Origin of the sequence: Enterobacter sp. C6 (assembly GCF_008122455.1) — a bacterium.
GTDB classification, from domain to species: domain Bacteria; phylum Pseudomonadota; class Gammaproteobacteria; order Enterobacterales; family Enterobacteriaceae; genus Enterobacter; species Enterobacter pseudoroggenkampii.
Window position 1 is genome coordinate 1 of record NZ_QPFW01000245.1, and the last position, 23,597, is coordinate 23,597.

The 23,597-nt window shown below is 57.7% G+C and carries 18 protein-coding genes; 10 read left to right on the forward strand and 8 right to left on the reverse strand.

Going from position 1 to position 23,597, the window contains the following annotated elements; genetic code table 11:
- Nucleotides 1–85: 85 nt before the first annotated feature.
- The 3 genes from argH to argC all read right to left on the reverse strand — a co-directional run bounded on the left by argH (nucleotide 86) and on the right by argC (nucleotide 3,324).
- Entirely contained in the window at nucleotides 86–1,459 is a 1,374-nt protein-coding gene (gene argH, locus DOU50_RS19230; protein WP_148769931.1) for an argininosuccinate lyase, read from the reverse strand.
- A gap of 77 nt (nucleotides 1,460–1,536) precedes the next feature.
- Nucleotides 1,537–2,313, reverse strand: a complete 777-nt coding sequence (argB, locus tag DOU50_RS19235; protein ID WP_090420882.1) for an acetylglutamate kinase — start codon at nucleotides 2,311–2,313, stop codon at nucleotides 1,537–1,539.
- 6 nt (nucleotides 2,314–2,319) lie between these two features.
- Nucleotides 2,320–3,324 carry an N-acetyl-gamma-glutamyl-phosphate reductase gene (argC, locus tag DOU50_RS19240; RefSeq protein ID WP_024909174.1) on the reverse strand — a complete coding sequence of 335 codons (1,005 nt, stop codon included), beginning with the start codon at nucleotides 3,322–3,324 and terminating at the stop codon, nucleotides 2,320–2,322.
- A gap of 88 nt (nucleotides 3,325–3,412) precedes the next feature.
- Between argC and argE the strand changes: the two genes are divergently transcribed.
- From argE to gldA, 5 genes are all read left to right on the forward strand, one after another.
- Nucleotides 3,413–4,564: an acetylornithine deacetylase gene (gene argE, locus DOU50_RS19245; protein WP_148769933.1), complete on the forward strand. Its 1,152-nt coding sequence runs from the start codon at nucleotides 3,413–3,415 to the stop codon at nucleotides 4,562–4,564.
- A gap of 271 nt (nucleotides 4,565–4,835) precedes the next feature.
- Entirely contained in the window at nucleotides 4,836–7,487 is a 2,652-nt protein-coding gene (ppc, locus tag DOU50_RS19250) for a phosphoenolpyruvate carboxylase (protein WP_024909175.1), read from the forward strand.
- A gap of 94 nt (nucleotides 7,488–7,581) precedes the next feature.
- Complete coding sequence (locus DOU50_RS19255; protein WP_048226862.1) at nucleotides 7,582–8,346, forward strand: helix-turn-helix transcriptional regulator; 765 nt, start codon at nucleotides 7,582–7,584, stop codon at nucleotides 8,344–8,346.
- A 128-nt stretch (nucleotides 8,347–8,474) separates the two neighbouring features.
- Nucleotides 8,475–9,137 carry a fructose-6-phosphate aldolase gene (gene fsa, locus DOU50_RS19260; RefSeq protein ID WP_148769935.1) on the forward strand — a complete coding sequence of 221 codons (663 nt, stop codon included), beginning with the start codon at nucleotides 8,475–8,477 and terminating at the stop codon, nucleotides 9,135–9,137.
- 12 nt (nucleotides 9,138–9,149) lie between these two features.
- The gene (gldA, locus tag DOU50_RS19265; protein ID WP_008501794.1) at nucleotides 9,150–10,253 is read left to right on the forward strand and encodes a bifunctional L-1,2-propanediol dehydrogenase/glycerol dehydrogenase; all 1,104 of its coding nucleotides are present in this window, start codon (nucleotides 9,150–9,152) and stop codon (nucleotides 10,251–10,253) included.
- 83 nt (nucleotides 10,254–10,336) lie between these two features.
- Here gldA and katG read toward each other — a convergent pair whose 3' ends face one another.
- The 4 genes from katG to metB form a co-directional block, all read right to left on the reverse strand.
- Nucleotides 10,337–12,517: a catalase/peroxidase HPI gene (gene katG, locus DOU50_RS19270; RefSeq protein WP_090420868.1), complete on the reverse strand. Its 2,181-nt coding sequence runs from the start codon at nucleotides 12,515–12,517 to the stop codon at nucleotides 10,337–10,339.
- A gap of 209 nt (nucleotides 12,518–12,726) precedes the next feature.
- Nucleotides 12,727–13,617 carry a methylenetetrahydrofolate reductase gene (metF, locus tag DOU50_RS19275; protein WP_024909186.1) on the reverse strand — a complete coding sequence of 297 codons (891 nt, stop codon included), beginning with the start codon at nucleotides 13,615–13,617 and terminating at the stop codon, nucleotides 12,727–12,729.
- A gap of 270 nt (nucleotides 13,618–13,887) precedes the next feature.
- Nucleotides 13,888–16,320 carry a bifunctional aspartate kinase/homoserine dehydrogenase II gene (locus DOU50_RS19280; protein ID WP_024909187.1) on the reverse strand — a complete coding sequence of 811 codons (2,433 nt, stop codon included), beginning with the start codon at nucleotides 16,318–16,320 and terminating at the stop codon, nucleotides 13,888–13,890.
- 2 nt (nucleotides 16,321–16,322) lie between these two features.
- The gene (metB, locus tag DOU50_RS19285; protein ID WP_148769937.1) at nucleotides 16,323–17,483 is read right to left on the reverse strand and encodes a cystathionine gamma-synthase; all 1,161 of its coding nucleotides are present in this window, start codon (nucleotides 17,481–17,483) and stop codon (nucleotides 16,323–16,325) included.
- A gap of 276 nt (nucleotides 17,484–17,759) precedes the next feature.
- Between metB and metJ the strand changes: the two genes are divergently transcribed.
- Nucleotides 17,760–18,077 (forward strand): met regulon transcriptional regulator MetJ, encoded by a 318-nt coding sequence (gene metJ, locus DOU50_RS19295; protein WP_015966498.1) that lies wholly within the window; start codon nucleotides 17,760–17,762, stop codon nucleotides 18,075–18,077.
- A gap of 48 nt (nucleotides 18,078–18,125) precedes the next feature.
- On the opposite strand, the gene rpmE is transcribed toward metJ, so the two are convergent.
- Nucleotides 18,126–18,338 (reverse strand): 50S ribosomal protein L31, encoded by a 213-nt coding sequence (gene rpmE, locus DOU50_RS19300; RefSeq protein ID WP_003862040.1) that lies wholly within the window; start codon nucleotides 18,336–18,338, stop codon nucleotides 18,126–18,128.
- 200 nt (nucleotides 18,339–18,538) lie between these two features.
- On the opposite strand from rpmE, the gene priA reads away from it, so the two are divergent.
- From priA to hslV, 4 genes are all read left to right on the forward strand, one after another.
- Nucleotides 18,539–20,734: a primosomal protein N' gene (priA, locus tag DOU50_RS19305; protein ID WP_148769939.1), complete on the forward strand. Its 2,196-nt coding sequence runs from the start codon at nucleotides 18,539–18,541 to the stop codon at nucleotides 20,732–20,734.
- A gap of 119 nt (nucleotides 20,735–20,853) precedes the next feature.
- The gene (gene cytR / locus DOU50_RS19310) at nucleotides 20,854–21,879 is read left to right on the forward strand and encodes a DNA-binding transcriptional regulator CytR (protein ID WP_023309683.1); all 1,026 of its coding nucleotides are present in this window, start codon (nucleotides 20,854–20,856) and stop codon (nucleotides 21,877–21,879) included.
- Nucleotides 21,880–21,972: 93 nt separating this feature from the next.
- Nucleotides 21,973–22,968, forward strand: a complete 996-nt coding sequence (gene ftsN / locus DOU50_RS19315) for a cell division protein FtsN (protein ID WP_148769941.1) — start codon at nucleotides 21,973–21,975, stop codon at nucleotides 22,966–22,968.
- A 94-nt stretch (nucleotides 22,969–23,062) separates the two neighbouring features.
- Complete coding sequence (gene hslV / locus DOU50_RS19320; RefSeq protein ID WP_008501802.1) at nucleotides 23,063–23,593, forward strand: ATP-dependent protease subunit HslV; 531 nt, start codon at nucleotides 23,063–23,065, stop codon at nucleotides 23,591–23,593.
- Nucleotides 23,594–23,597 lie beyond the last annotated feature (4 nt).

Here is a 23,597-nt window from a genome sequence, read left to right on the forward strand (position 1 = left end):
AAAAAAGCCCAGCGCTAAGCCAGGCTCCGTTTTTCTCCCTCTCCCTGTGGGAGAGGGCCGGGGTGAGGGCACCAGCCCGCACGGTTCAAACCAGCCGGTTTTTCGCATCCGCAATCGCCTGCGCCACCTGCTTCGGCGACACGCCGCCCTTCGCGGCACGCTTGTCCAGACAGGACTGCAGCGCCAGAATCGGATACACATCATCCCCGATAACCGCGCTGAACTTCTGCAGATCGGCCAGCGTCAGATCTTCCAGCGGCTTGCCCTGACGAATCGCCTCGACCACCGCTTCACCGACAATATGGTGCGCCTCGCGGAACGGTACGCCCTTCGCCACCAGATAATCCGCCAGTTCGGTAGAGTTCGCATAGCCCTGCTGCGCCGCTTCCTGGCAGCGCGGACGTTTCACCTGAATGCCGTCCAGCACCAGCGCGCCCATGTGCAGACAGTCCAGCCAGGTGTCGAGCGCGTCGAACAGCCCTTCTTTGTCTTCCTGCATGTCTTTGTTGTACGCCAGCGGCAGCCCTTTCAGAGTCATCATCATGCCGGTCAGCGCACCCTGCACGCGGCCACATTTGCCGCGGATCAGCTCGAGCGCGTCCGGGTTTTTCTTCTGCGGCATCAGGGATGAGCCTGAGGTCACGCGGTCGGACAGCTCAACGAAGCCGGCTTCACCGGAGTTAAAGAAGATCAGGTCTTCGGCAAAGCGCGAGAGGTGCACCATCCCGATAGAGGCATTGGAGAGCAGCTCCAGCACGTGGTCGCGGTCGGACACGCTGTCCAGGCTGTTACGAGTGGCGGAGGCAAAGCCCAGCCAGCCTGCCAGCTGTTCACGGTCGATTTCGTAAGCGGTACCGGCCAGCGCGCCGCTGCCCAGCGGGCTGACGTCCAGACGTTTCAGGGTATCCTGCAGACGGCTTTCATCACGCGCCAGCATCTCAACGTAGGCCAGACACCAGTGCGCAAAGGTCACCGGCTGGGCGCGCTGCAGGTGGGTATAACCCGGCATCACCGCGTCCTGGTTGTTCTGCGCGGTTTCCACCAGCGCGCTCTGCAGCTGACGGTTAGCCGCCAGCAGTTCGCCAACGGTATCTTTACACCACAGCTTCAGGTCGGTGGCGACCTGGTCGTTACGGCTCCGGCCGGTATGCAGCTTTTTACCCAGCTGGCCGACCTTGTCGATCAGTTTGCCTTCCACCCAGCTGTGAATATCTTCGGCATCGCTCTGCAGGATTTGCTGCGGATCCAGACGCACCTCTTCCAGCAGATTGTTCAGCGCTTCTTCCAGCTGTAATTGTTCGTCTGCGGTCAGTACGCCTACCGTTACCAGCGCTTTGGACCAGGCCACAGAGCCGACAATATCCTGTTCGGCCAGGCGGTAGTCGAAGCGCAAAGAGTCGTTGAACTGTTTGAACCGCTGATCCGCTGCCTGTGTAAAACGCCCACCCCAAAGTGCCATAACATGCTTCCTTAATATCTTTGAATTTCATTGCCCGGTGGCGCTGCGCTTACCGGGCCTACAAAACATTAAATCGATTACGCTAAAATACGCGTGCCAATCGGCGTGCCGTTAAACAGCGCCGGGAGCTGCTCCGCGTGGCGCCAGGAGGCGATATCCACCGGGCGGCCCAGCGTGCGTGCCGCATCCAGCGCGGCGTTCACTTTGACGATCATGCCGTCGGTAATAATGCCCTGCGCAATCAGCTGCTCGGCTTTCTCAGCCGTCATTTCCGCAATGCGCTGGCCTTTACCGTCCAGAATGCCGCTCACGTCGGAGAGCAGGATCAGGTCCGCACCCAGCGTTGCCGCCAGCGCGGTCGCCGCCTGGTCAGCGTTAACGTTCATCAGCTCGCCCTCTTCGGTCACGCCGATGGAGCTCACCACTGGCAGGAAACCGCCTTCCAGCAGCGTGTTAATCAGCTTAGGCGAACCTGGCTGCGCCAGTCCAACGTGGCCGAGCTCTTCGTCGAGCTGGGTCACTTTTACGCTGTCGCCATCGCCCAGATAGAGGCCCACGGACGCAATATGGTGTTTCTTCGCCCACGCCAGCAGCGTTTTGTTCGCCGTACCCGCCAGCGCGCCGGTAATGATGTCAATCTGGTCAGCAGGCGTCACGCGCAGGCCGTTCTTCTTTTTCACCGGCAGGTTGAGCCCTTTCATCAGCTCATCCACCACGCAGCCACCGCCGTGCACAATCACCAGCGGACGTTGATGTGATTCGCGATAGTTCACCAGCGCGGTAAACAGACGCTCCAGCGCTTCTTCGCTGTCCAGCAGTACACCACCGAGTTTGATAATTAATGGGTTCATCATCACACCTTAAATAAGAGCCTGCGTTTCAGGGAAACCGAAACGAATATTTGCACACTGCATTGCCTGTGCGGCAGCGCCTTTCAGTAAGTTATCTTCTGCGGCCACCACGATGAGATGCTCACCCTGAACGGCAAAGCCGATATCGCAGAACGGCAGACCGACCACGTTTTTCAGCGCCGGCACGCCTTTGTCGTACAGGCGCACCAGCGGTTTATCCGCATACGCCTGCGTGAAGACCTCGCTCACCTGCTCTTTGGTCACGCCCGGTTTCAGGCGGCAGGTGATCGTTTCGAGGATCCCACGCGGGAAGCTGCCCAGGTGCGGGGTGAAAATGACGTCCGCGCCCAGATGCGTCGTGATTTCAGGATGATGACGGTGATTAAATACGCCATACGGCTGAAGGCTCACTTCGCAGAAGCTGTTGGAAATCGCCGCCTTGCGTCCTGCACCGCTCACGCCGCTGGTGGCGTTGATCACCGGCCACTGGTTCAGATCCAGCAGACCCGCGTCGATCAGCGGCTTCAGGGAAAGCTGCGCCGCCGTCGGGTAGCAGCCCGGAACGGCAATCAGGTCCGCTTCTTTCAGTTTATCTGCGCTCCACTCCGCCAGGCCGTACACCGCTTTTTCAAGCAGATCAGGGTGCTGATGGGTGAAACCGTAATATTTTTCGTAGAACGCGCCGTCGTTAACGCGGAACGCGCCGGAGAGGTCGAAGACCACGCAGCCGGCCGCCAGAAACTGCGGCGCCAGGTCGTGGCTGACCTCATGCGCGGTGGCTAAAAACACCACGTCGACGCCGTCGGTAAACTCGCTGATGTCAGACATGGGCTGTAGCGGCAGATCGACCAGGCCCTTAAGCTGCGGATGCAAATCGGAAATTAACTTTCCTGCATCATTGCTTTGCGCTGACACGGTCAAAGCGGTTATGGTCATATGTGGATGGCGATTCACGTAGCTTACAAGCTCTGCGCCCGCATAACCGCTAGCGCCTACAATCAGCGTATTCAACATCGGGTTCCTTTATGCTCAACGTTAATGTATTTTTATTCACATTTATTGCATGAATATTGATACTATCACGACCTAAGGTGTGTCAACAATGAAAATGAACTTACCGCCATTTATCGAGATCTACCGCGCCCTGATTGCCACACCGTCCATCAGCGCAACGGAAGAAGCGCTGGATCAGAGCAATGAGTCTTTAATCAATCTGCTGGCGGGTTGGTTTAGCGATCTTGGGTTTAACGTTGAGGTTCAGCCCGTCCCCGGAACTCGCCACAAATTTAACCTGCTCGCCAGCACCGGAACCGGTGCGGGCGGCCTGCTGCTGGCCGGTCATACCGACACCGTGCCGTTTGACGATGGCCGCTGGACGCGCGATCCGTTCACCCTGACCGAGCACGACAACAAGCTCTACGGTCTGGGCACCGCCGACATGAAAGGCTTCTTCGCCTTTATCCTCGACGCGCTCCGTGACGTGGACGTGACGAAGCTGAAAAAACCGCTCTACATTCTGGCGACCGCCGATGAAGAGACCAGCATGGCGGGCGCGCGCTACTTCTCTGAAAACACGGCGATTCGCCCGGATTGCGCCATTATCGGTGAGCCGACGTCTCTGCAACCGATCCGCGCGCACAAAGGCCATATTTCTACCGCCGTGCGCGTGCTCGGCCAGTCCGGCCACTCCAGCGATCCGGCGCGCGGCGTGAACGCCATCGAGCTGATGCATGACGCCATCGGCCGCATCATGACCCTGCGCGACGATCTGAAAGAACGCTATCACTACGAGGCGTTCACCGTGCCGTATCCGACGCTGAACCTCGGCAGCCTGCACGGGGGTGATGCCTCCAACCGTATCTGCGCCTGCTGCGAACTGCACATGGATATCCGCCCGCTGCCGGGCATGACCCTGAGCGATCTTGACGGCCTGTTGAATGAGGCGCTGGCCCCGGTGAGCGAGCGCTGGCCGGGCCGTCTGACGGTCTCCGAGCTGCACCCACCGATCCCGGGTTACGAATGCCCGCCGGACCATCAGCTGGTTGAAGTTGTGGAAAAACTGCTCGGTGAGAAAACCGACGTGGTGAACTACTGCACCGAAGCGCCGTTTATTCAGACGCTGTGCCCTACCCTGGTCCTTGGCCCTGGCTCCATCAACCAGGCCCACCAGCCGGATGAATATCTGGAAACCCGCTTTATCAAACCCACCCGTGAACTGATTACCCAGGTTGTGCATCACTTCTGCTGGCATTAAAACCGCACCGAAGAGTCCCCTCTCCCTGTGGGAGAGGGTTAGGGTGAGGGCAACAAATCGCATGATCTCCGTCACATTCCCATAAGCATCTCTTATCTGACGCAATGCGAATTAAATTTCGTAAATTGCCCGCATTTATTCGTTTGCTGAACCGTTTTCGCAGCAATTGACGACGAGGGTTTTACGTGGCTTTATAAAGGGAGATGACAAAATAATGTCCAGAAGATTTTCGCCTGGGCATAAACAAAAATGATGGGGTGACTGGGTTTTTATGAACGAACAATATTCCGCGTTGCGTAGTAATGTCAGTATGCTCGGCAAAGTGCTTGGAGATACCATCAAAGATGCGTTGGGGGAGAACATCCTCGACCGCGTTGAAACCATCCGCAAGCTGTCTAAATCTTCCCGCGCCGGTAACGAGGCCAGTCGTCAGGAGCTGCTCACCACCTTGCAGAACCTCTCTAACGATGAGCTGCTGCCCGTTGCACGCGCATTCAGCCAGTTCCTGAACCTGGCCAACACCGCTGAGCAATACCACAGCATTTCGCCAAACGGCGAAGCGGCCAGCAACCCGGAAGTCATTGCCCGCACCCTTCGTAAACTGAAAGACCAGCCAGACCTCAACGAAGCCACCATCAAAAAAGCGGTGGAGTCGCTTTCGCTGGAGTTGGTGCTGACCGCACACCCAACCGAAATTACCCGTCGCACCCTGATCCACAAAATGGTGGAAGTGAACAACTGCCTCAAGCAGCTGGATAACAAAGACATTGCCGACTACGAACGCAACCAGCTGATGCGCCGTCTGCGCCAGCTGATTGCCCAGTCCTGGCACACCGATGAAATTCGTAAGCATCGCCCAAGCCCGGTCGACGAAGCCAAATGGGGTTTTGCGGTGGTGGAAAACAGCCTGTGGGAAGGGGTACCGAACTACCTGCGCGAGCTGAACGAACAGCTGGAAGAGAACCTCGGCTACCGCCTGCCGGTTGATTTTGTTCCGGTGCGCTTCACCTCCTGGATGGGCGGTGACCGCGACGGTAACCCGAACGTGACCGCGGAAATCACCCGCCACGTCCTGCTGCTGAGCCGCTGGAAAGCGACCGACCTGTTCCTGAAAGACATTCAGGTATTGATCTCCGAGCTGTCGATGGTAGAAGCGACGCCGGAACTGCGCGCGCTGGCCGGCGAAGAAGGCGCCAGCGAGCCGTACCGTTTCCTGATGAAAAAGCTGCGTGGTCAGCTGATGGCCACTCAGGCCTGGCTGGAAGCGCGCCTGAAAGGCCAGCGCCTGCCAAAACCAGAAGGCCTGCTCAGCCAGAACGAACAGCTCTGGGAGCCGCTTTACGCCTGTTATAAATCACTGCAGGCCTGCGGGATGGGTATCATCGCTAACGGCGAACTGCTCGACACCCTGCGTCGCGTGAAGTGTTTCGGCGTGCCGCTGGTGCGTATCGACGTACGTCAGGAAAGTACCCGTCATACCGAAGCCCTGGGCGAGCTGACCCGCTATCTCGGCATCGGCGATTATGAAAGCTGGTCCGAAGCTGACAAGCAGGCGTTCCTGATCCGCGAGCTGAACTCGAAGCGCCCTCTGCTGCCTCGCAACTGGGAGCCAAGCAACGAAACCCGCGAAGTGCTCAACACCTGTAAAGCGATCGTTGATGCGCCGAAAGGATCGGTGGCCGCCTATGTGATCTCCATGGCGAAGACCCCGTCCGACGTGCTTGGCGTTCACCTTCTGCTGAAAGAAGCGGGAATCGACTACGCCCTGCCGGTCGCCCCGCTGTTTGAGACCCTCGACGACCTGAACAATGCCAACGACGTCATGAGCCAGCTGTTGAACATCGACTGGTACCGCGGCTTTATTCAGGGCAAGCAGATGGTGATGATCGGCTATTCCGACTCCGCGAAAGACGCGGGCGTGATGGCGGCATCCTGGGCGCAGTATCAGGCGCAGGACGCACTGATCAAAACCTGCGAGAAAGCCGGTATTGAACTGACCCTTTTCCACGGACGCGGTGGTTCAATTGGCCGTGGCGGCGCACCGGCGCACGCGGCGCTGCTGTCACAGCCGCCGGGAAGCCTGAAAGGCGGCCTGCGCGTCACCGAGCAGGGCGAGATGATCCGCTTCAAATACGGCCTGCCGGAAGTGACCATCAGCAGCCTGTCGCTCTATACCAGCGCGATCCTGGAAGCCAACCTGCTGCCACCGCCGGAGCCGAAAGCCTCCTGGTGCCATATCATGGACGAGCTGTCGGCTATCTCCTGCGATCTGTACCGCGGCTACGTGCGTGAAAACAAAGATTTCGTCCCTTACTTCCGTTCAGCCACCCCTGAGCAGGAGCTGGGTAAACTGCCGCTGGGCTCACGTCCTGCGAAGCGTCGCCCAACCGGTGGCGTAGAGTCTCTGCGCGCGATCCCGTGGATCTTTGCCTGGACGCAGAACCGCCTGATGCTGCCCGCCTGGCTGGGCGCCGGTGCTGCGCTGCAAAAAGTGGTGGAAGACGGCAAACAGAACGAGCTGGAAACCATGTGCCGCGACTGGCCATTCTTCTCTACCCGTCTGGGGATGCTGGAGATGGTCTTCTCGAAAGCTGACCTGTGGCTGGCGGAATACTACGACCAGCGTCTGGTGAAACCTGAACTGTGGGCGCTGGGTAAAGAGCTGCGCGAACTGCTGGAAGGCGACATCAAAGTAGTGCTGGACATCGCCAACGACTCACATCTGATGGCGGACCTGCCGTGGATTGCCGAGTCTATTCAGCTGCGTAACATTTACACCGACCCGCTGAACGTCCTGCAGGCAGAGCTGCTGCACCGTTCGCGTCTGGCGGAAGAAGAAGGGAAAGAACCGGATCCACGCGTTGAACAGGCGCTGATGGTGACGATTGCGGGCGTTGCGGCGGGTATGCGTAACACCGGCTAATGCTTTATGCCCGGCGGCGCTGCGCTTGCACGGGCCTACGTTAAGTAGGCCGGGTAAGCGTTAGCGCCACCCGGCAAATTTCGGTAGCCTCCTTATGCATTCCGATATCACCCAGATTTTGACTGACCTGGTGAACCGCACGTTACCGCTGGGTCAGATTCGTTTCTCAGCGCTGGCTGAACAGCATCCCCGAACCTCTCCCTGCCTCGGCATTACCCTTGGCACTCCCTGCGAGGCGTTTTTTTCTTTTTTTGGACAAATCACGCATCCTGCGCCTCACGTCCTGAGCATACATTTCGGTAAGCAGCAGCTTACAATCGAGTTACAGCGTGACAATGTGCTCTTACAACAACTCCAGGTTGCCCGACGTGGTCCGCGAACGGGGGCTTTTCTACTGCAAACGCTCACCGAATTACAGATGCAGCCTGAGGAACAAGACACAGCAAGGCTGGTGGTTTTAAGCCTGCTCAGCCACTGCCGGGATCTGCTTGGCAGCGAAATTCACACCGACAGCCGCAGCCGGGCACTGTTCGAAGCCGTTCGGAGCTATATCGAAGAAAATTATGCCTCTTTGTTAACTCGCGAATCCGTGGCACAGGCGTTCTACATCTCACCAAACTACCTTTCCCATCTATTCCAGAAAGTCGGCAGCGTCGGATTCAATGAATATTTAACAAAAACGCGCCTGGAACATGCGCGTCAGCTGCTGAAAGGCTACGATCTCAAAATTAAAGATATCGCCACACGCTGCGGATTTACGGACAGCAACTACTTTTGCCGTCTGTTTCGCAAGCACACCGAACGTTCCCCTTCCGAATATCGACGCCAGTACCACAGCCAGCTGATCGCCAAAAAGTAGCATTGTGATCGCTCTCTCACTTCGCTAAGGACATTACATTTATCCAGTATTTGGCAAAATTGACCTGTATTCGCCGCGCCTGGGTGCGCCGTATCCTTTATTCAACCTTTCTGACTTAAGGAAAAATAATGGAACTGTATCTGGATACCGCCAACGTGGCGGAAGTTGAACGTCTGGCGCGCATCTTTCCTATTGCGGGCGTCACCACTAACCCAAGCATTATCGCCGCCAGCCGCGAATCCATCTGGGACGTGCTGCCGCGTCTGCAAAAAGCCATTGGACCGGAAGGCACGCTGTTTGCTCAAACCATGAGCCGCGATGCCGAAGGCATGGTGGCGGAAGCCAAACGTTTGAGTAATGCCATACCGGACATCGTGGTGAAAATCCCTGTCACGGCTGAGGGCCTTACCGCGATCAAGGCGTTGAAAAAAGAGGGGATAATCACGCTGGGGACCGCCGTTTATAGCGCCGCACAGGGGTTGCTCGCCGCACTGGCCGGGGCGAAATATGTCGCGCCGTACGTAAACCGCGTTGATGCGCAGGGCGGTGACGGCATTCGCATGGTGCAGGAGCTGCAGTCTCTGCTGGAACTGCACGCGCCGGAAAGCAAGATGCTGGCCGCCAGCTTCAAAACGCCGCGTCAGGCGCTGGACTGTCTGTTGGCGGGATGCGAGGCAATCACGCTTCCCTTAGACGTAGCGCAACACATGCTCGGCACGCCAGCGGTAGAGTCAGCCATAGAGAAGTTTGAGCAGGACTGGAAAAACGCGTTTGGTAACCTCAACCTCTAAGGGAGAACTGTTATGGACCGTATCATTCAATCGCCGGGGAAATATATCCAGGGCGCTGATGTGCTTACCCGTCTCGGCGACTACCTGAAACCCCTGGCCAATCGCTGGCTGGTGGTCGGCGATAAATTTGTGCTGGGTTTTGCCGAAGAGACCCTGCGTCAGAGTTTTAAAAAAGCCGAACTGCATGCTGAAATCGCGCCGTTTGGTGGTGAATGTTCACAAAATGAAATCGATCGCCTGAAAAAGCTGGCCGACAGCGCCGACTGCCTGGCAGTGCTGGGCATTGGCGGCGGTAAAACGCTGGATACCGCCAAAGCGCTGGCCCATTTCATGGACGTACCCGTCGCCATTGCGCCAACTATCGCCTCCACCGATGCGCCATGCAGCGCCCTTTCCGTCATTTACACCGACAGCGGTGAGTTCGATCGCTACCTGATGCTGCCGCACAACCCGAACATGGTTATCGTCGATACCAAAGTGGTGGCGGGTGCGCCGGCACGTCTGCTGGCCGCCGGGATTGGCGATGCGCTGGCGACGTGGTTTGAAGCACGCGCCTGCTCACGCAGCGGTGCGACCACCATGGCGGGCGGCAAATGTACGCAGGCAGCACTCGCGCTGGCCGAGCTGTGCTACAACACGCTGGTTGAAGAGGGTGAAAAAGCCATGCTGGCGGCGGAACAGCATGTGGTTACACCGGCGCTGGAACGCATTATCGAAGCCAACACCTATCTCAGCGGCGTAGGCTTTGAAAGCGGCGGGCTGGCGGCAGCACACGCTATTCATAACGGCATGACGGCAGTGCCGGACGCGCATCACTTCTATCACGGCGAAAAAGTGGCGTTTGGTACGCTGACGCAGCTGGTACTGGAAAACGCGCCGGTAGAAGAAATAGAGACCGTCGCCGCGCTTTGTCACAGCGTTGGGCTGCCGATCACCCTGGCACAGCTGAACATCAAAGAGGATATTCCGGCCAAAATGCGTCTGATCGCGGAAGCGTCCTGTGCGGAAGGAGAAACCATCCACAACATGCCCGGCGGCGTAACGCCGGATCAGGTGTATGCGGCACTGCTGGTAGCCGACCAGTATGGGCAACGGTTCCTGCAGGAGTGGGAGTAAATAGCGTGAATAAAAATCCCCGCATCAGCGGGGATTTTTTTGCCCGTAGGCCGGGTAAGCGTTAGCGCCACCCGGCACAAGGGTTACTGCAGATCAAACCGGTCCAGATCCATCACCTTCGCCCATGCGGCAACGAAGTCGCGGACAAACTTCTCATGCGCATCATCGCTGGCGTAAACCTCTGCCAGCGCGCGCAGAACGGCGTTCGAACCGAAGACCAGATCGGCGCGGGTGGCGGTATATTTCACTTCACCGCTGGCGCGATCGCTTCCGGCAAACAGCTCATTGGATTCGTCGGTCGCCTTCCACTGCGTGTTCATGTCCAGCAGGTTCACGAAGAAATCGTTGCTCAGCACGCCCTCGCGGTCAGTGAACACGCCATTCTTGCTGCCATCAAAGTTGGCACCCAGCACGCGCAGGCCGCCGATCAGCACCGTCAGCTCCGGTGCGGTCAGCGTCAGCTGCTGGGCCTTGTCGATCAGCAGTGACTCCGTGGTAGACACATCCACCTGCGCACGATAGTTGCGGAAACCATCGGCAACCGGTTCGAGCAGGTTAAACATCTCGATATCCGTCTGATCCTGACGCGCATCCACGCGGCCTGGGGCGAACGGTACGGTGACGTACACGCCTGCGGCTTTTGCGGCCTGCTCAACGCCTACCACGCCCGCCAGCACGATGATATCGGCCAGTGAGGCTTTGTTGGTGGTGCGCTGAATAGCTTCCAGAGCCGGCAACGCGCGAACCGCCGCGGCGTTCACATCCCAGTCGCGCTGAGGCGCCAGCGCCAGACGCGCGCCGTTAGCGCCGCCACGCTTATCGCCACCGCGGAAGGTTGAAGCTGACGCCCAGGCAACGGAAACCAGTTCGCTCACGGACAGACCAGAGGCCGCAATTTCCGCCTTCAGGCTTTCAATGTCTTCTTTCGACGGGTTGAACACCGCCTGCGGCAGCGGGTCCTGCCAAATCAGATCTTCTTTCGGCACTTCCGGGCCAAGGTAACGCGATTTTGGCCCCATATCACGGTGGGTCAGCTTGAACCAGGCACGCGCGAAGGCTTCGTTGAAGGCCTGCGGGTCGTTCAGGAAGCGGCGGGAAATTTTCTCGAATTCCGGGTCAAAACGCAGCGTCAGGTCGGTGACCAGCATGGTAGGTTTGCGTTTTTTCGACGGGTCGAACGGATCGGGCATGATTTCCGGTGCATCTACGGCTTCAAACTGAATCGCCCCTGCCGGGCTGCGGGTCTGCACCCATTCGTATTTGAACAGGTTTTCGAAGAAGTAGTTGCTCCACTGCGTCGGGGTTTGTGACCAGATGACTTCCAGACCGGAGGTAATGGCATCAGCACCCACGCCCGTGCCGAGCGTACTCGCCCAGCCCAGGCCCTGCGCTTCAATTGGTGAGGCTTCCGGGTCGGTACCCACGTGGGTGGCTTCACCCGCACCGTGAGTCTTGCCGAGGGTGTGGCCGCCTGCAATCAGCGCCACGGTCTCTTCATCGTTCATGCCCATGTTGCCGAAGGTCGCGCGAATCGCTGCCGCCGCTGACAGCGGTTCACCACTGGCGTTTGGCCCTTCCGGGTTCACGTAGATCAGGCCCATTTCGGTGGCGGCCAGAGGACGCTTCGCCAGCGCTTCCGGATCGCGGTGGGTCAGCCAGGCTTTTTCATCACCCCAGTTTACGTCCAGATCCGGTTCCCAGACGTCTTCACGCCCGGCACCGAAACCAAAGGTGCGGAAGCCCGAATTCTCCAGCGCCACGTTACCCGCGAGGATAAACAGGTCAGCCCAGGAAATTTTTTGTCCGTATTTTTGCTTGATGGGCCACAGCAGACGGCGCGCCTTATCCAGGCTCACGTTATCCGGCCAGGAGTTCAGCGGCGCAAAGCGCTGTTGACCGCGTCCTGCGCCACCGCGTCCGTCAACGGAGCGATAGGTACCCGCGCCATGCCAGGCCATACGGATAAACAGGCCCGCATAGCTGCCCCAGTCGGCAGGCCACCACGGTTGGGAGTCGGTTAAAAGTGCTTTGAGATCGCCTTTCAGCGCGGAGTAATCAAGCTTGCTAAATTCTTTGCGGTAGTCAAAGTCTTCACCCAGCGGGTTCGAACGATTGGAATGTTGGTTAAGAAGATCGATGCGGAGTTGTTTTGGCCACCAGTCGCGGCTGCCTGTACCTGCGCCCGCGCTGTGATCGACGCCGCCCTGATGGAACGGGCATTTGCCGACTGATGCCGCTTTATTGGTTTCGTCTGACGTGCTCATCGCTATGCTCCCTTTTACAGTGTTACCGTTACGATATACGCCCTTGTTGATAAGGTATAGTTGAGATAACCCACAGATTCGATAGTTAAATCCGTTTAATTTCCCATGGAAAATACATGAGTTTTGTACGTCAAAGGCAGCATTGCTGATATGGCAGGAAAATAAAACCCTTATAAATCAAAAAACCCTCCGAAGAGGGCTCTTTTTTGTTACACGCCTGGTCTAACGCCGAGCGTGTGGCATATGGCGTAACTCATCTCAGCACGGTTCAGCGTGTAGAAGTGGAAATCCTTCACCCCTTCACGACTTAAGATCTTCACCATGTCCATCGCGATATTTGCGCCCACCAGCTTGCGTGTTTCCGGGTCATCGTCCAGCCCCTCGTACATTTTAGACATCCAGAGAGGAATACGCACATTGGTCATATCAGCAAATTTCTTCGCCTGTTTGAAGTTAGAGACCGGCAGAATACCCGGGATAATTTCAACGTCGATGCCCGCGGAGACGCAGCGGTCACGGAAGCGCAGGTAGCTTTCCACATCAAAGAAGAACTGAGTAATGGCGCGGTTCGCGCCGGCATCCACCTTACGCTTGAGGTTAAGCAGATCGGCCTGAGCGCTTTTCGCTTCCGGATGAACCTCAGGATAAGCGGCCACGGAGATATCAAAGTCCGCCACCCCCTTCAACAGCCCCACCAGATCGGCGGCATACATGTCCGGCTTACCGCTCCCAGGAGGCAGGTCACCGCGCAATGCGACAATATGACGGATACCGTTATTCCAGTAATCCTGGGCGATGGCGCGCAGCTCGTCGCGGGTGGCGTCGATACAGGTGAGGTGTGGGGCCGCTTCGAGACCGGTGCGATCTTTGATGCCTTTAATGATGCTGTGCGTACGGTCACGCTCGCCGGAGTTCGCACCGTAGGTCACGGAGACAAACTTCGGTTTCAGGCTGCTGAGACGATCGATAGAGCTCCACAGGGTTTGCTCCATTTCACTGGTGCGCGGCGGGAAAAATTCAAAAGAGACGTTAATCTGGCCGTTTACTTCGGCCAGGCTCTGATTCAGTGCTTCCCGCTGGTTGGCGTGAAAAAAGCTCATACCTTACCTCTATCAATCGCGTGTCATTGTCTGTTGTGTTGTGAACTTCTATACGTTTAGACGTCCAGATGCAAAAATGACGGAAAAGCGGAGGGACGTCAATAGAAATAATCAACAATAACGGTGAGGTTTGCTCAGGGAATATGAGAAAAATTCAAGATGAGGGTGAGAAGGCCCCTCACCCCGGCCCTCCCCCCAAAGGTGCGAGGGGGAAAAAGACCGCACTGAGCAGTCCCCTCTCCCCTTTGGGGAGAGGGTTAGGGTGAGGGGTTACAGCAGCTTAGCCAGACGGTTGATGTCGGACTGGATGGCCCCGGCGGTGACATCGCGCCCCGCGCCCGGACCGCGGATCACCAGCGGGTTATCGCGGTACCAGCGGCTTTCGATGGCGAAGACGTTATCGCACGGCAGCAGCGCCGCCAGCGGATGTTCAGGACGCACCGCCTCGACACCGACTCGCGCTTTTCCGTTGGCCTCGAAACGCGCCACGTAGCGCAGCACCAGCCCCATCTCGTTCGCCGCTTCCAGACGCTGCACCATTTGCTCGTTAAGTTCTTCTCCATTTTCAAAGAAATGGTCAACAGAACCTTCTTCACAGCCGGCAGGCACCAGTGATTCGACGCGTACGGAATCCGGTTCGATGTCATAACCGGCTTCACGCGCCAGGATCACCAGCTTGCGCATCACGTCTTTACCGGAGAGATCAACGCGCGGATCGGGTTCCGTTAAGCCCTGCTGCCACGCCTGATCCACCAGGTCGGTGAACGGTACGGTGCCGTCAAACTGCAGGAACAGCCAGGAGAGCGTGCCGGAGAAGATACCGCTCAGCGCCAGAATGCTGTCGCCGCTTTCAATCAGGTCACGCACGGTGTGGTTAACCGGCAGCCCCGCACCAACGGTGGCGTTGTAGAGCCAGTGACGACCGGTTTTTTCAAACGCGTCGTGGATCTGACGGTATTTATCGGTGCTGCTTGCTCCCGCCAGCTTGTTCGCACTGATGACGTGGAAGCCGTGGCTGGCAAAATCAAGATACTGATCGGCAAGCTGTTCGCTGGCGGTCACGTCCAGCACTACCAGGTCATCGTAAGGGTGCGCGCGCATCCACAGGAACAGCGACTCTTCATCCTGCTCTACGGCTTCATCATTAAAGAAGGCAAGCGCGCGGCTGGCGTCCAGCCCTTCGTAGTTCAGCAGGCTGCGACGGCTGTCCACTACGCCCGCGAGAATGAATTCGAACCCGGTACGCGCCGAGAGCGTGACCTGTTCGCGGGCGAACAGCTCCAGCCAGCGGGAACCGATGTTGCCTTTACCAAACAGCACCAGGCCGATGCGTTTTTCCGCGCGGAACAGGGAGGTATGCAGACCCTGAATCAGGCTTTCGGTTGGCCCTTTGCGCAGAACGGCCACCAGGCTGATGCCCTCTTCCGACTGCCAGGTGAACTCCACCGGCTGACCTTTCAGCTGCTGCCAGAAGCGGTGGCAGTGCAGCGGGTTACGGGTGACGCCCGCGCCCACCATCGCCACCAGCGCCAGCCCCTGACGCAGGCGAAGCTCGCCCGGCAGGCCCGCTTCATCCAGAATTTTCAGGGCGCTGTCGGCCACTTCAGCGGTATAGCAGAACTGCAGCAGCTGGCGGTCATTGTGAACGCCAACGGCCAGCGGGCGTACCTGAGCACGCTTTAACACCAGGTCAATCTCTTTATGCGCCAGTTTGAAGTCCTGGCCCGCAGGCACCTGGAACTCAATCAGGCAGATGTCGTCGTGGCTGGTGACAATACGCGCCCCGGTGCCGGACGCCAGTACGCGTTCAATACGGGTAGAGCCTTGATCCGGGGTGTAGCTGCAGCGCAGCTGGAGGTCGATATCGCTACCGGAAACCGGCTGCAGCGTGCGCGCGTGTAGCACCGGTGCGGCCAGACGCGCCAGCTCGCTGGCTTCATCCAGGCGCAGCAGCGGCAGCAAGCAGGCATCTTTTACTTTGCGCGGGTCTGCGCTGTAAACACCGGCCACGTCGCTCCAGATGGTGACGCGGGACACGCCTGCCAGGGCACCGATTTGCGTTGCCGAGTAGTCGGAGCCGTTACGGCCCAGCAGCACGGTTTCACCCGCGTTGCTGCGGCTGATAAAGCCGGTAACCACAATGCGTTTGCCCGGATGCTGCACCAGCAGCTGTTGCAGCAGCGGGTAGGACAGGCCTTCATCCACCTGCGGCTGCGCGGCGCGTTCGGCGCGCAGGAAATCACGCGCGTCGAGCCAGGCCGCCTCCACGCCCAGGTGTTGCAGCACGGCGGCCATCAGGCGCGCGGACCACACTTCACCGTGGCCCACCACTTCGGCATACACCGCATCGGTGATCCCGCTGTCCAGCAGGGCGGCCAGACGCTCAAGGTCATGGGTAAAGGCGCTGATCAGCCCGTCCGCTACGTCCGCAGGCAGCAGGCCAGCAATCAGCTCGCTCTGGTAACGGCGTAAGGACTGTTGCACCTGATGCGCAGAAAGGCGATCGGTCTGGCTTAGTTTCAGCCAGCTAATCAACTGGTTGGTGGTGCTGCCCGCCGCCGAGACAACCATCATGTCACCCGGCTGTGAATATTCCGTCATGATCCCTGCGACACGCAGGTAACATTTCACATCAGCAAGACTACTACCACCAAACTTGTGCAGCTGACGACCCTTCGCCCCTGCCTGCGCTATCACACTCATGATTACCCCTTGGCTGCGATCCGGAAGCCATTTTCCAGATCGGCAATTAAATCTTCAGAATCTTCAATACCGGTTGAGATCCGCAGCAGCGTCTCAGAAATCCCGGCGGCGGCACGTGCTTCCGGTGCCATACCTGCGTGCGTCATGGTCGCGGCGTGGGAGATCAAGCTTTCAACCCCACCTAAGGATTCCGCCAGCGTAAACAATGACAGCCCGCTCAGGAAGCGACGCAGCGTTTGCTCGTCACCGTCCAGTTCAAAACTTAACATCGCGCCAAACCCTTTCTGCTGGCGCGCGGCAATCTCGTGCCCCTGATTTTCCGGCAGCGACGGGTGATAGAGCTTCTTCACCAGCGGCTGGGTTTTCAGGAAATCGACAATCGCCTGGGCATTGCGTTGCGCCACTTCCATGCGCGGCGACAGCGTGCGAATGCCGCGCAACAGCAGATAGCTGTCGAAGGCGCCCGCGGTGACGCCAATATTATTGGCCCACCATGCCAGTTCGGTGACAACGTCGGGATCTTTGGCAATCACCACGCCCGCGACCACATCAGAATGGCCGTTCAGATATTTAGTGCATGAATGCAATACCAGATCGGCACCCAGTGCGAGTGGGTTCTGAAGGGCCGGACTGAGGAACGTATTATCCACTACACTTATCGCTCCCGCATCCCTTGCGAGCTGACAAATTTTCGCAATATCGACAACGCGCAACAATGGATTGCTTGGACTTTCCACCAGAACCAGCTTTGGCTTCTCTGCCAGCGCCTGTTTCAGCGCCTGTTCATCGTTTTGATCGACAAACAGTACGCGATAGCAGCCGCGTTTTGCCAGGCTATCAAACAGGCGATAGCTGCCGCCGTAGCAATCGTGCGGCGCAACCAGCAGGTCACCTGGTTTCAGGAACACAGTGGTCACCAGGTGAATGGCGGACATCCCCGTATTGGTTAATACGGCGCCTGCGCCACATTCCAGCTCGGCCAGCGCGCGCTGGGTCACGTCACGCGTAGGGTTGCCACGACGCGAGTAATCATGCGCGCGGGGTTCATTAAATCCGGTGAAGTTGTAGGTACTGGAAAGATGAATGGGCGGGACAACGCAGCCGTACTGCTCGTCATCATTTAATCCGCTACGCACTGCGATAGTGGCCTGTTTACGCGTCATGGTGAGGGCTTCCTGGCGAATGAGGTGAAAAGTCAGGCACCAGAGTAAACATTGAAATTATGGACGTCAATACATCTGGACATCTAAACTTCTTTGCGTATAGATTGAGCAATGCGCAAATAGCCGTTAAAATTATATGCTTTAGTGCACGCTGCAGCGGCAATATCCGTGCCACGGTATCGTCTCTACGGTAAACTAGGCAAGATTGCGGTTCAAAACGAGTGGTTACAGGTTTTGCACCTTTAGATAAATGACTGAGAGGATTAAAGGTATCTCATGGCTGAATGGAGCGGCGAATATATCAGCCCATACGCTGAGCACGGTAAGAAGAGTGAACAAGTAAAAAAAATTACGGTTTCTATTCCTCTGAAGGTGTTGAAGATCCTCACCGATGAACGTACGCGTCGTCAGGTGAACAACCTGCGCCACGCAACCAACAGCGAGCTGCTGTGCGAAGCGTTTCTGCATGCGTTTACCGGTCAACCGTTGCCGAACGATGAAGATCTGCGTAAAGAGCGCAGTGATGAAATCCCGGAAGAGGCGAAGGTGATTATGCGTGAACTGGGTATCGACCCGGAGACGTGGGAATACTGAGAAGCGGATACAAAAAAGGCACCTTGCGGTGCCTTTTTTTCGGGAAACTTATTTAGCGCCCGGGATGCTGAAACGCTTGTTGAAGCGGTCAACACGGCCACCGGTTGCAACATCACGCTGCTTACCAGTGTAGAACGGGTGGCATTTGCCGCACACGTCCAGGTTCAGATCGTGACCCACGGTAGAGCGGATCTGGATAGAGTTACCGCAAGAACAGTTTGCAGTAATCATTTCGTATTTCGGGTGAATATCTTTTTTCATGGGAGAACCTCAGTTAAGGCCGCGTCGCTCTTCCAGCCCTAACGCCAGACACCACGCGATGTTGATTGTAAGTTCTTTGGCGTAAAGTACACCAAAGGCGGCGAATCATACAGAATTTGACCAACGTATGCAAACTGATCCGCACGCCGCTTTCACTAATGTGTATACTAACGCGCCACTTTTCAAGTCAGGAAGATTCGATGCCCGTCGCTCACGTTGCCCTTCCCGTTCCGCTTCCCCGCACCTTTGACTACCTGCTGCCCGACAGCATGAGCGCCAAAGCGGGCTGTCGCGTGACCGTGCCGTTTGGCAAACAGCAGCGCGTGGGAATTGTTGTCTCCGTCAGCGATCGAAGCGAACTGCCGCTCAATGAACTGAAGTCGGTGGTTGAGGTGCTCGACAGCGAGCCCGTTTATTCCACCAGCACCTGGCGACTGCTGCTGTGGGCGGCGGATTATTATCATCACCCCATTGGCGACGTCCTGTTCCACGCCCTGCCCATCATGCTGCGCCAGGGCAAAAGCGCCAGCCATGCGCCGATGTGGTACTGGTTTGCTACGGAAGATGGACAGGCCGTCGACATTAACAGCCTCAAGCGCTCACAGAAACAGCAGCAGGCCCTGGCGGCGCTGCGTCAGGGGAAAATCTGGCGGCATCAGATCGACGAACTTGAAGTCAGCGAAACGGCGCTACAGGCATTAAGAAAGAAAGGGTTGAGCGACCTGGCAAGCGAAGCGCCTGCCCTTTACGACTGGCGCGAGAGTTTCTCCGTTTCAGGGGATCGCCTGCGTCTGAATACCGAACAGGCCACCGCTGTGGGCGCGATTCATAGCGCCTCCGATCATTTCTCCGCCTGGCTGCTGGCGGGCGTGACGGGCTCCGGCAAGACGGAAGTCTACCTGAGCGTGCTGGAAAACGTGCTTGCGCAGGGCAAACAGGCGCTGGTGATGGTGCCGGAAATTGGCCTGACGCCGCAAACCATCGCCCGCTTTCGCGAACGCTTTAACGCGCCGGTTGAGGTGCTGCACTCCGGCCTGAACGACAGCGAACGCCTCAGCGCCTGGCTGAAAGCGAAAAACGGCGAAGCGGCGATTGTGATCGGCACCCGCTCGTCGCTGTTTACGCCGTTTAAAAATCTTGGCGTTATCGTGATCGACGAAGAACACGACAGCTCCTATAAACAGCAGGAAGGCTGGCGCTATCACGCCCGCGATCTGGCTGTTTATCGCGCCCACAGCGAGCAAATTCCTATTATTCTCGGCTCCGCCACGCCTGCGCTCGAAACGCTGCACAACGTGCGCCAGCGTAAATACCATATGCTGCGCCTGACGCGTCGCGCGGGGAATGCCCGTCCGGCCATTCAGCACGTACTGGATCTGAAAGGTCAGCAGGTCCAGGCCGGGCTTGCGCCTGCACTGATTACCCGCATGCGCCAGCACCTGCAGGCGGGCAATCAGGTGATCCTGTTTCTTAACCGTCGCGGATTTGCACCTGCCCTGCTGTGCCACGACTGCGGATGGATTGCCGAGTGCCCGCGCTGTGACCACTACTATACCTTCCACCAGGCCCAGCGGCATTTACGCTGCCACCACTGCGACAGCCAGCGTCCGGTGCCGCGCCAGTGTCCGTCATGTGGCTCAACGCATATCGTGCCGGTGGGGCTGGGAACGGAACAGCTGGAACAGGCCCTTGCGCCCTTCTTCCCCGACGTGCCCCTGTCCCGCATCGACCGGGACACCACCAGCCGCAAAGGCGCGCTGGAACAGCAGCTGGCGGAAGTGCATCGCGGCGGCGCACGCATCCTGATTGGCACTCAGATGCTGGCAAAAGGCCACCACTTCCCGGACGTGACGCTGGTCGCCCTGCTGGACGTGGACGGCGCGCTGTTCTCGGCAGATTTCCGCTCAGCCGAGCGCTTCGCTCAGCTTTATACCCAGGTGGCAGGGCGCGCCGGGCGTGCTGGTAAACAGGGCGAAGTGGTATTGCAAACGCACCACCCGGAGCACCCGCTGCTGCAAACCCTTCTGCACAAAGGCTATGACGCCTTTGCCGAGCAGGCGCTGGCCGAACGCCAGACCATGCAGCTGCCGCCGTGGACCAGCCACGTCATCATCCGCGCGGAAGACCACAACAACCAGCAGGCGCCGCTTTTCCTGCAGCAGCTGAGAAACCTCCTGCAGGCCAGTCCGCTGGTGGATAATCAGCTGTGGATTTTGGGCCCGGTGCCGGCACTCGCCCCAAAACGCAGCGGACGTTTTCGCTGGCAAATTTTGCTCCAGCACCCCTCTCGCGTTCGTCTTCAGCACATCGTCAGCGGCGCGCTGGTGCTGATTAACACCCTGCCCGAAGCGCGAAAAGTGAAGTGGGTACTGGACGTCGATCCCATCGAAGGCTGAAGACGGATCGAAAAATTTAACGCTCCTCACACTTTTTATGAAAATTCTGTAACCGATTCCATTAACTATCTGTAAAAATGGTGATGTCAGAAGTTCGGTGTTCAGGCGAGGAGAAGACGTTGAAGTCCAGGAAAGAGGTTGCACCGGCGACCATGAAAGACGTTGCCCAGAAAGCGCAGGTCTCTACGGCAACGGTATCCCGCGCATTAATGAACCCGGATAAAGTCTCCCAGGCGACCCGGAACCGGGTGGAGCAGGCTGCGCTTGAAGTGGGCTATTTCCCACAGGCGATGGGGCGTAACGTCAAACGCAATGAGTCGCGCACCATCCTGGTGATCGTACCGGACATCTGTGACCCTTTCTTCAGCGAGATTATCCGCGGTATTGAAGTCACCGCAGCGGAACAGGGTTATCTGGTGCTGATTGGCGACTGTGCTCACCAGAACCAGCAGGAAAAAACCTTCATCGATCTCATTATCACCAAGCAGATCGACGGCATGCTGCTGCTTGGCTCTCGCCTGCCGTTTGATGCCAGCATTGAAGAGCAGCGTAATTTACCGCCGATGGTCATGGCCAACGAGTTTGCGCCAGAGCTAGAGCTGCCGACGGTCCACATTGATAACCTCACCGCCGCATTCAACGCCGTAAACTATCTCCAGGAACTGGGGCATAAGCGTATTGGCTGTATTGCCGGACCGGAAGAGATGCCGCTGTGTCACTACCGCTTACAGGGCTACGTTCAGGCGCTGCGCCGTACCGGCGTCACCGTCGATCCACACTATATTGCGCGCGGTGATTTTACCTTCGCTGCGGGTGGACAGGCGCTGGAGAAACTTCTGGACCTGCCTGAGCCGCCAACCGCCGTATTTTGTCACAGCGACGTGATGGCGCTGGGTGCATTATCGTATGCCAAACGCCGCGGCCTTCGCATACCGAAAGATTTATCGATCATCGGATTCGATAATATTTCGCTTTCGGAATTTTGCGATCCGCCGCTCTCAACGGTCGCTCAGCCGCGCTATCAAATCGGCCGCGAAGCAATGCTTCTGCTGCTGGATCAGCTTCACGGTCAAACAGTTAGCAGCGGCTCGCGGTTGCTGGACTGCGAACTGATTGTTCGCGGCACGACCCAGGCATTGACTTAAAGTAAACGTCTTTCGGATACCCTTATCTGGTCAAAGCCCCGCCGCTTAAGTAACATGGCGGGCTGACGAACGAATAAATACAGCGAAACGATAGTGGCACAACGAGATTATGTACGTCGCGGCCAGCCGGCACCTTCGCGACGCAAAAAGAGTAGCTCAAGGAAAAAGCAACGTAACCTGCCTGCTGTCTCGCCAGCAATGGTCGCTATTGCTGCGGCTGTAGTCGTCGCCTTTATTGGTGGCCTGTACTTTATCACGCACCATAAAAAAGAAGAGTCTGAGGCGCTTCAGGCCAGTAAAGTCGCCGGAAACGGCCTTCCTCCGAAGCCTGAAGAGCGCTGGCGCTATATCAAAGAGCTGGAAAGCCGTCAGCCTGGGGTACGTGCGCCAACCGAACCTTCTGCGGGTGGTGAAGTACAGAATGCGAATCAGCTGACGGATGAACAGCGTCAGCTGCTGGCACAAATGCAGGCCGATATGCGCCAGCAGCCTACGCAGCTGAACGAAGTGCCGTGGAATGAACAGACGCCAGCGCAGCGCCAGCAAACGCTGCAGCGACGTCAGGCACAACAGCAGATTCAGCAGCAACAGCAGCAGCAGTGGGCGCAAACCCAGCCGGTGCAGCAGCCTAAAGCGCAGCCGCGGGTAACGGAACAACCATACCAGCAGCAGACGCGTACGGTGCAGTCTCAGCCTGTCCAACAGCAGCCGAAAACGCAGCCGCAGAAACAGGCGGCTCAGCCGTATCAGGATCTGCTCCAGACGCCAGCGCATACCACCGCGCAGCAGCCGAAAACGCAGCAGGCCGCACCGGTCACCAAAGAGACCGAAGCGCCGAAGCAGACGACCGAGAAAAAAGATGAGCGCCGCTGGATGGTACAGTGCGGTTCGTTCAAAGGTGCCGAGCAGGCGGAAACGGTACGTGCTCAGCTGGCCTTTGAAGGGTTTGATTCGCGTATTACCACCAATAACGGCTGGAATCGCGTGGTGATTGGTCCGGTCAAAGGCAAAGAAAATGCCGATGGCACCATTTCGCGTTTGAAAGTCGCCGGCCACACAAACTGCATTCGACTCGCCTCCGGGGGTTGAAACCCCCGAAATCCCCCCCATCTATCATTTAATTCAGCCCTGAGCACAGGCTCAGGGCTTCTGTTTCCCGATTCTGTAACCAGGGGGTCTGCTCGTGACAACAATAGTAAGTGTACGCCGTAACGGCCATGTGGTAATCGCCGGTGATGGCCAGGCCACGCTGGGTAATACCGTCATGAAAGGCAACGTGAAGAAAGTGCGCCGTCTCTACAACGACAAAGTGATCGCCGGTTTTGCAGGCGGCACGGCGGATGCCTTCACGCTGTTTGAACTGTTTGAACGCAAACTGGAAATGCACCAGGGTCATCTGGTGAAAGCTGCCGTTGAGCTGGCGAAAGACTGGCGTACCGACCGCATGCTGCGCAAGCTCGAAGCGCTGCTGGCGGTAGCCGATGAGACCGCATCGCTTATCATCACCGGTAACGGTGACGTGATTCAGCCGGAAAATGACCTGATTGCCATCGGCTCTGGCGGCCCTTATGCCCAGGCTGCAGCCCGCGCGCTGTTGGAAAATACCGACATGAACGCGCGTGATATCGCGGTGAAGGCGTTGGATATTGCAGGTGATATCTGCATCTATACCAACCACAACCACACCATCGAAGAATTGACCTCCAAAGCGTAAGGAT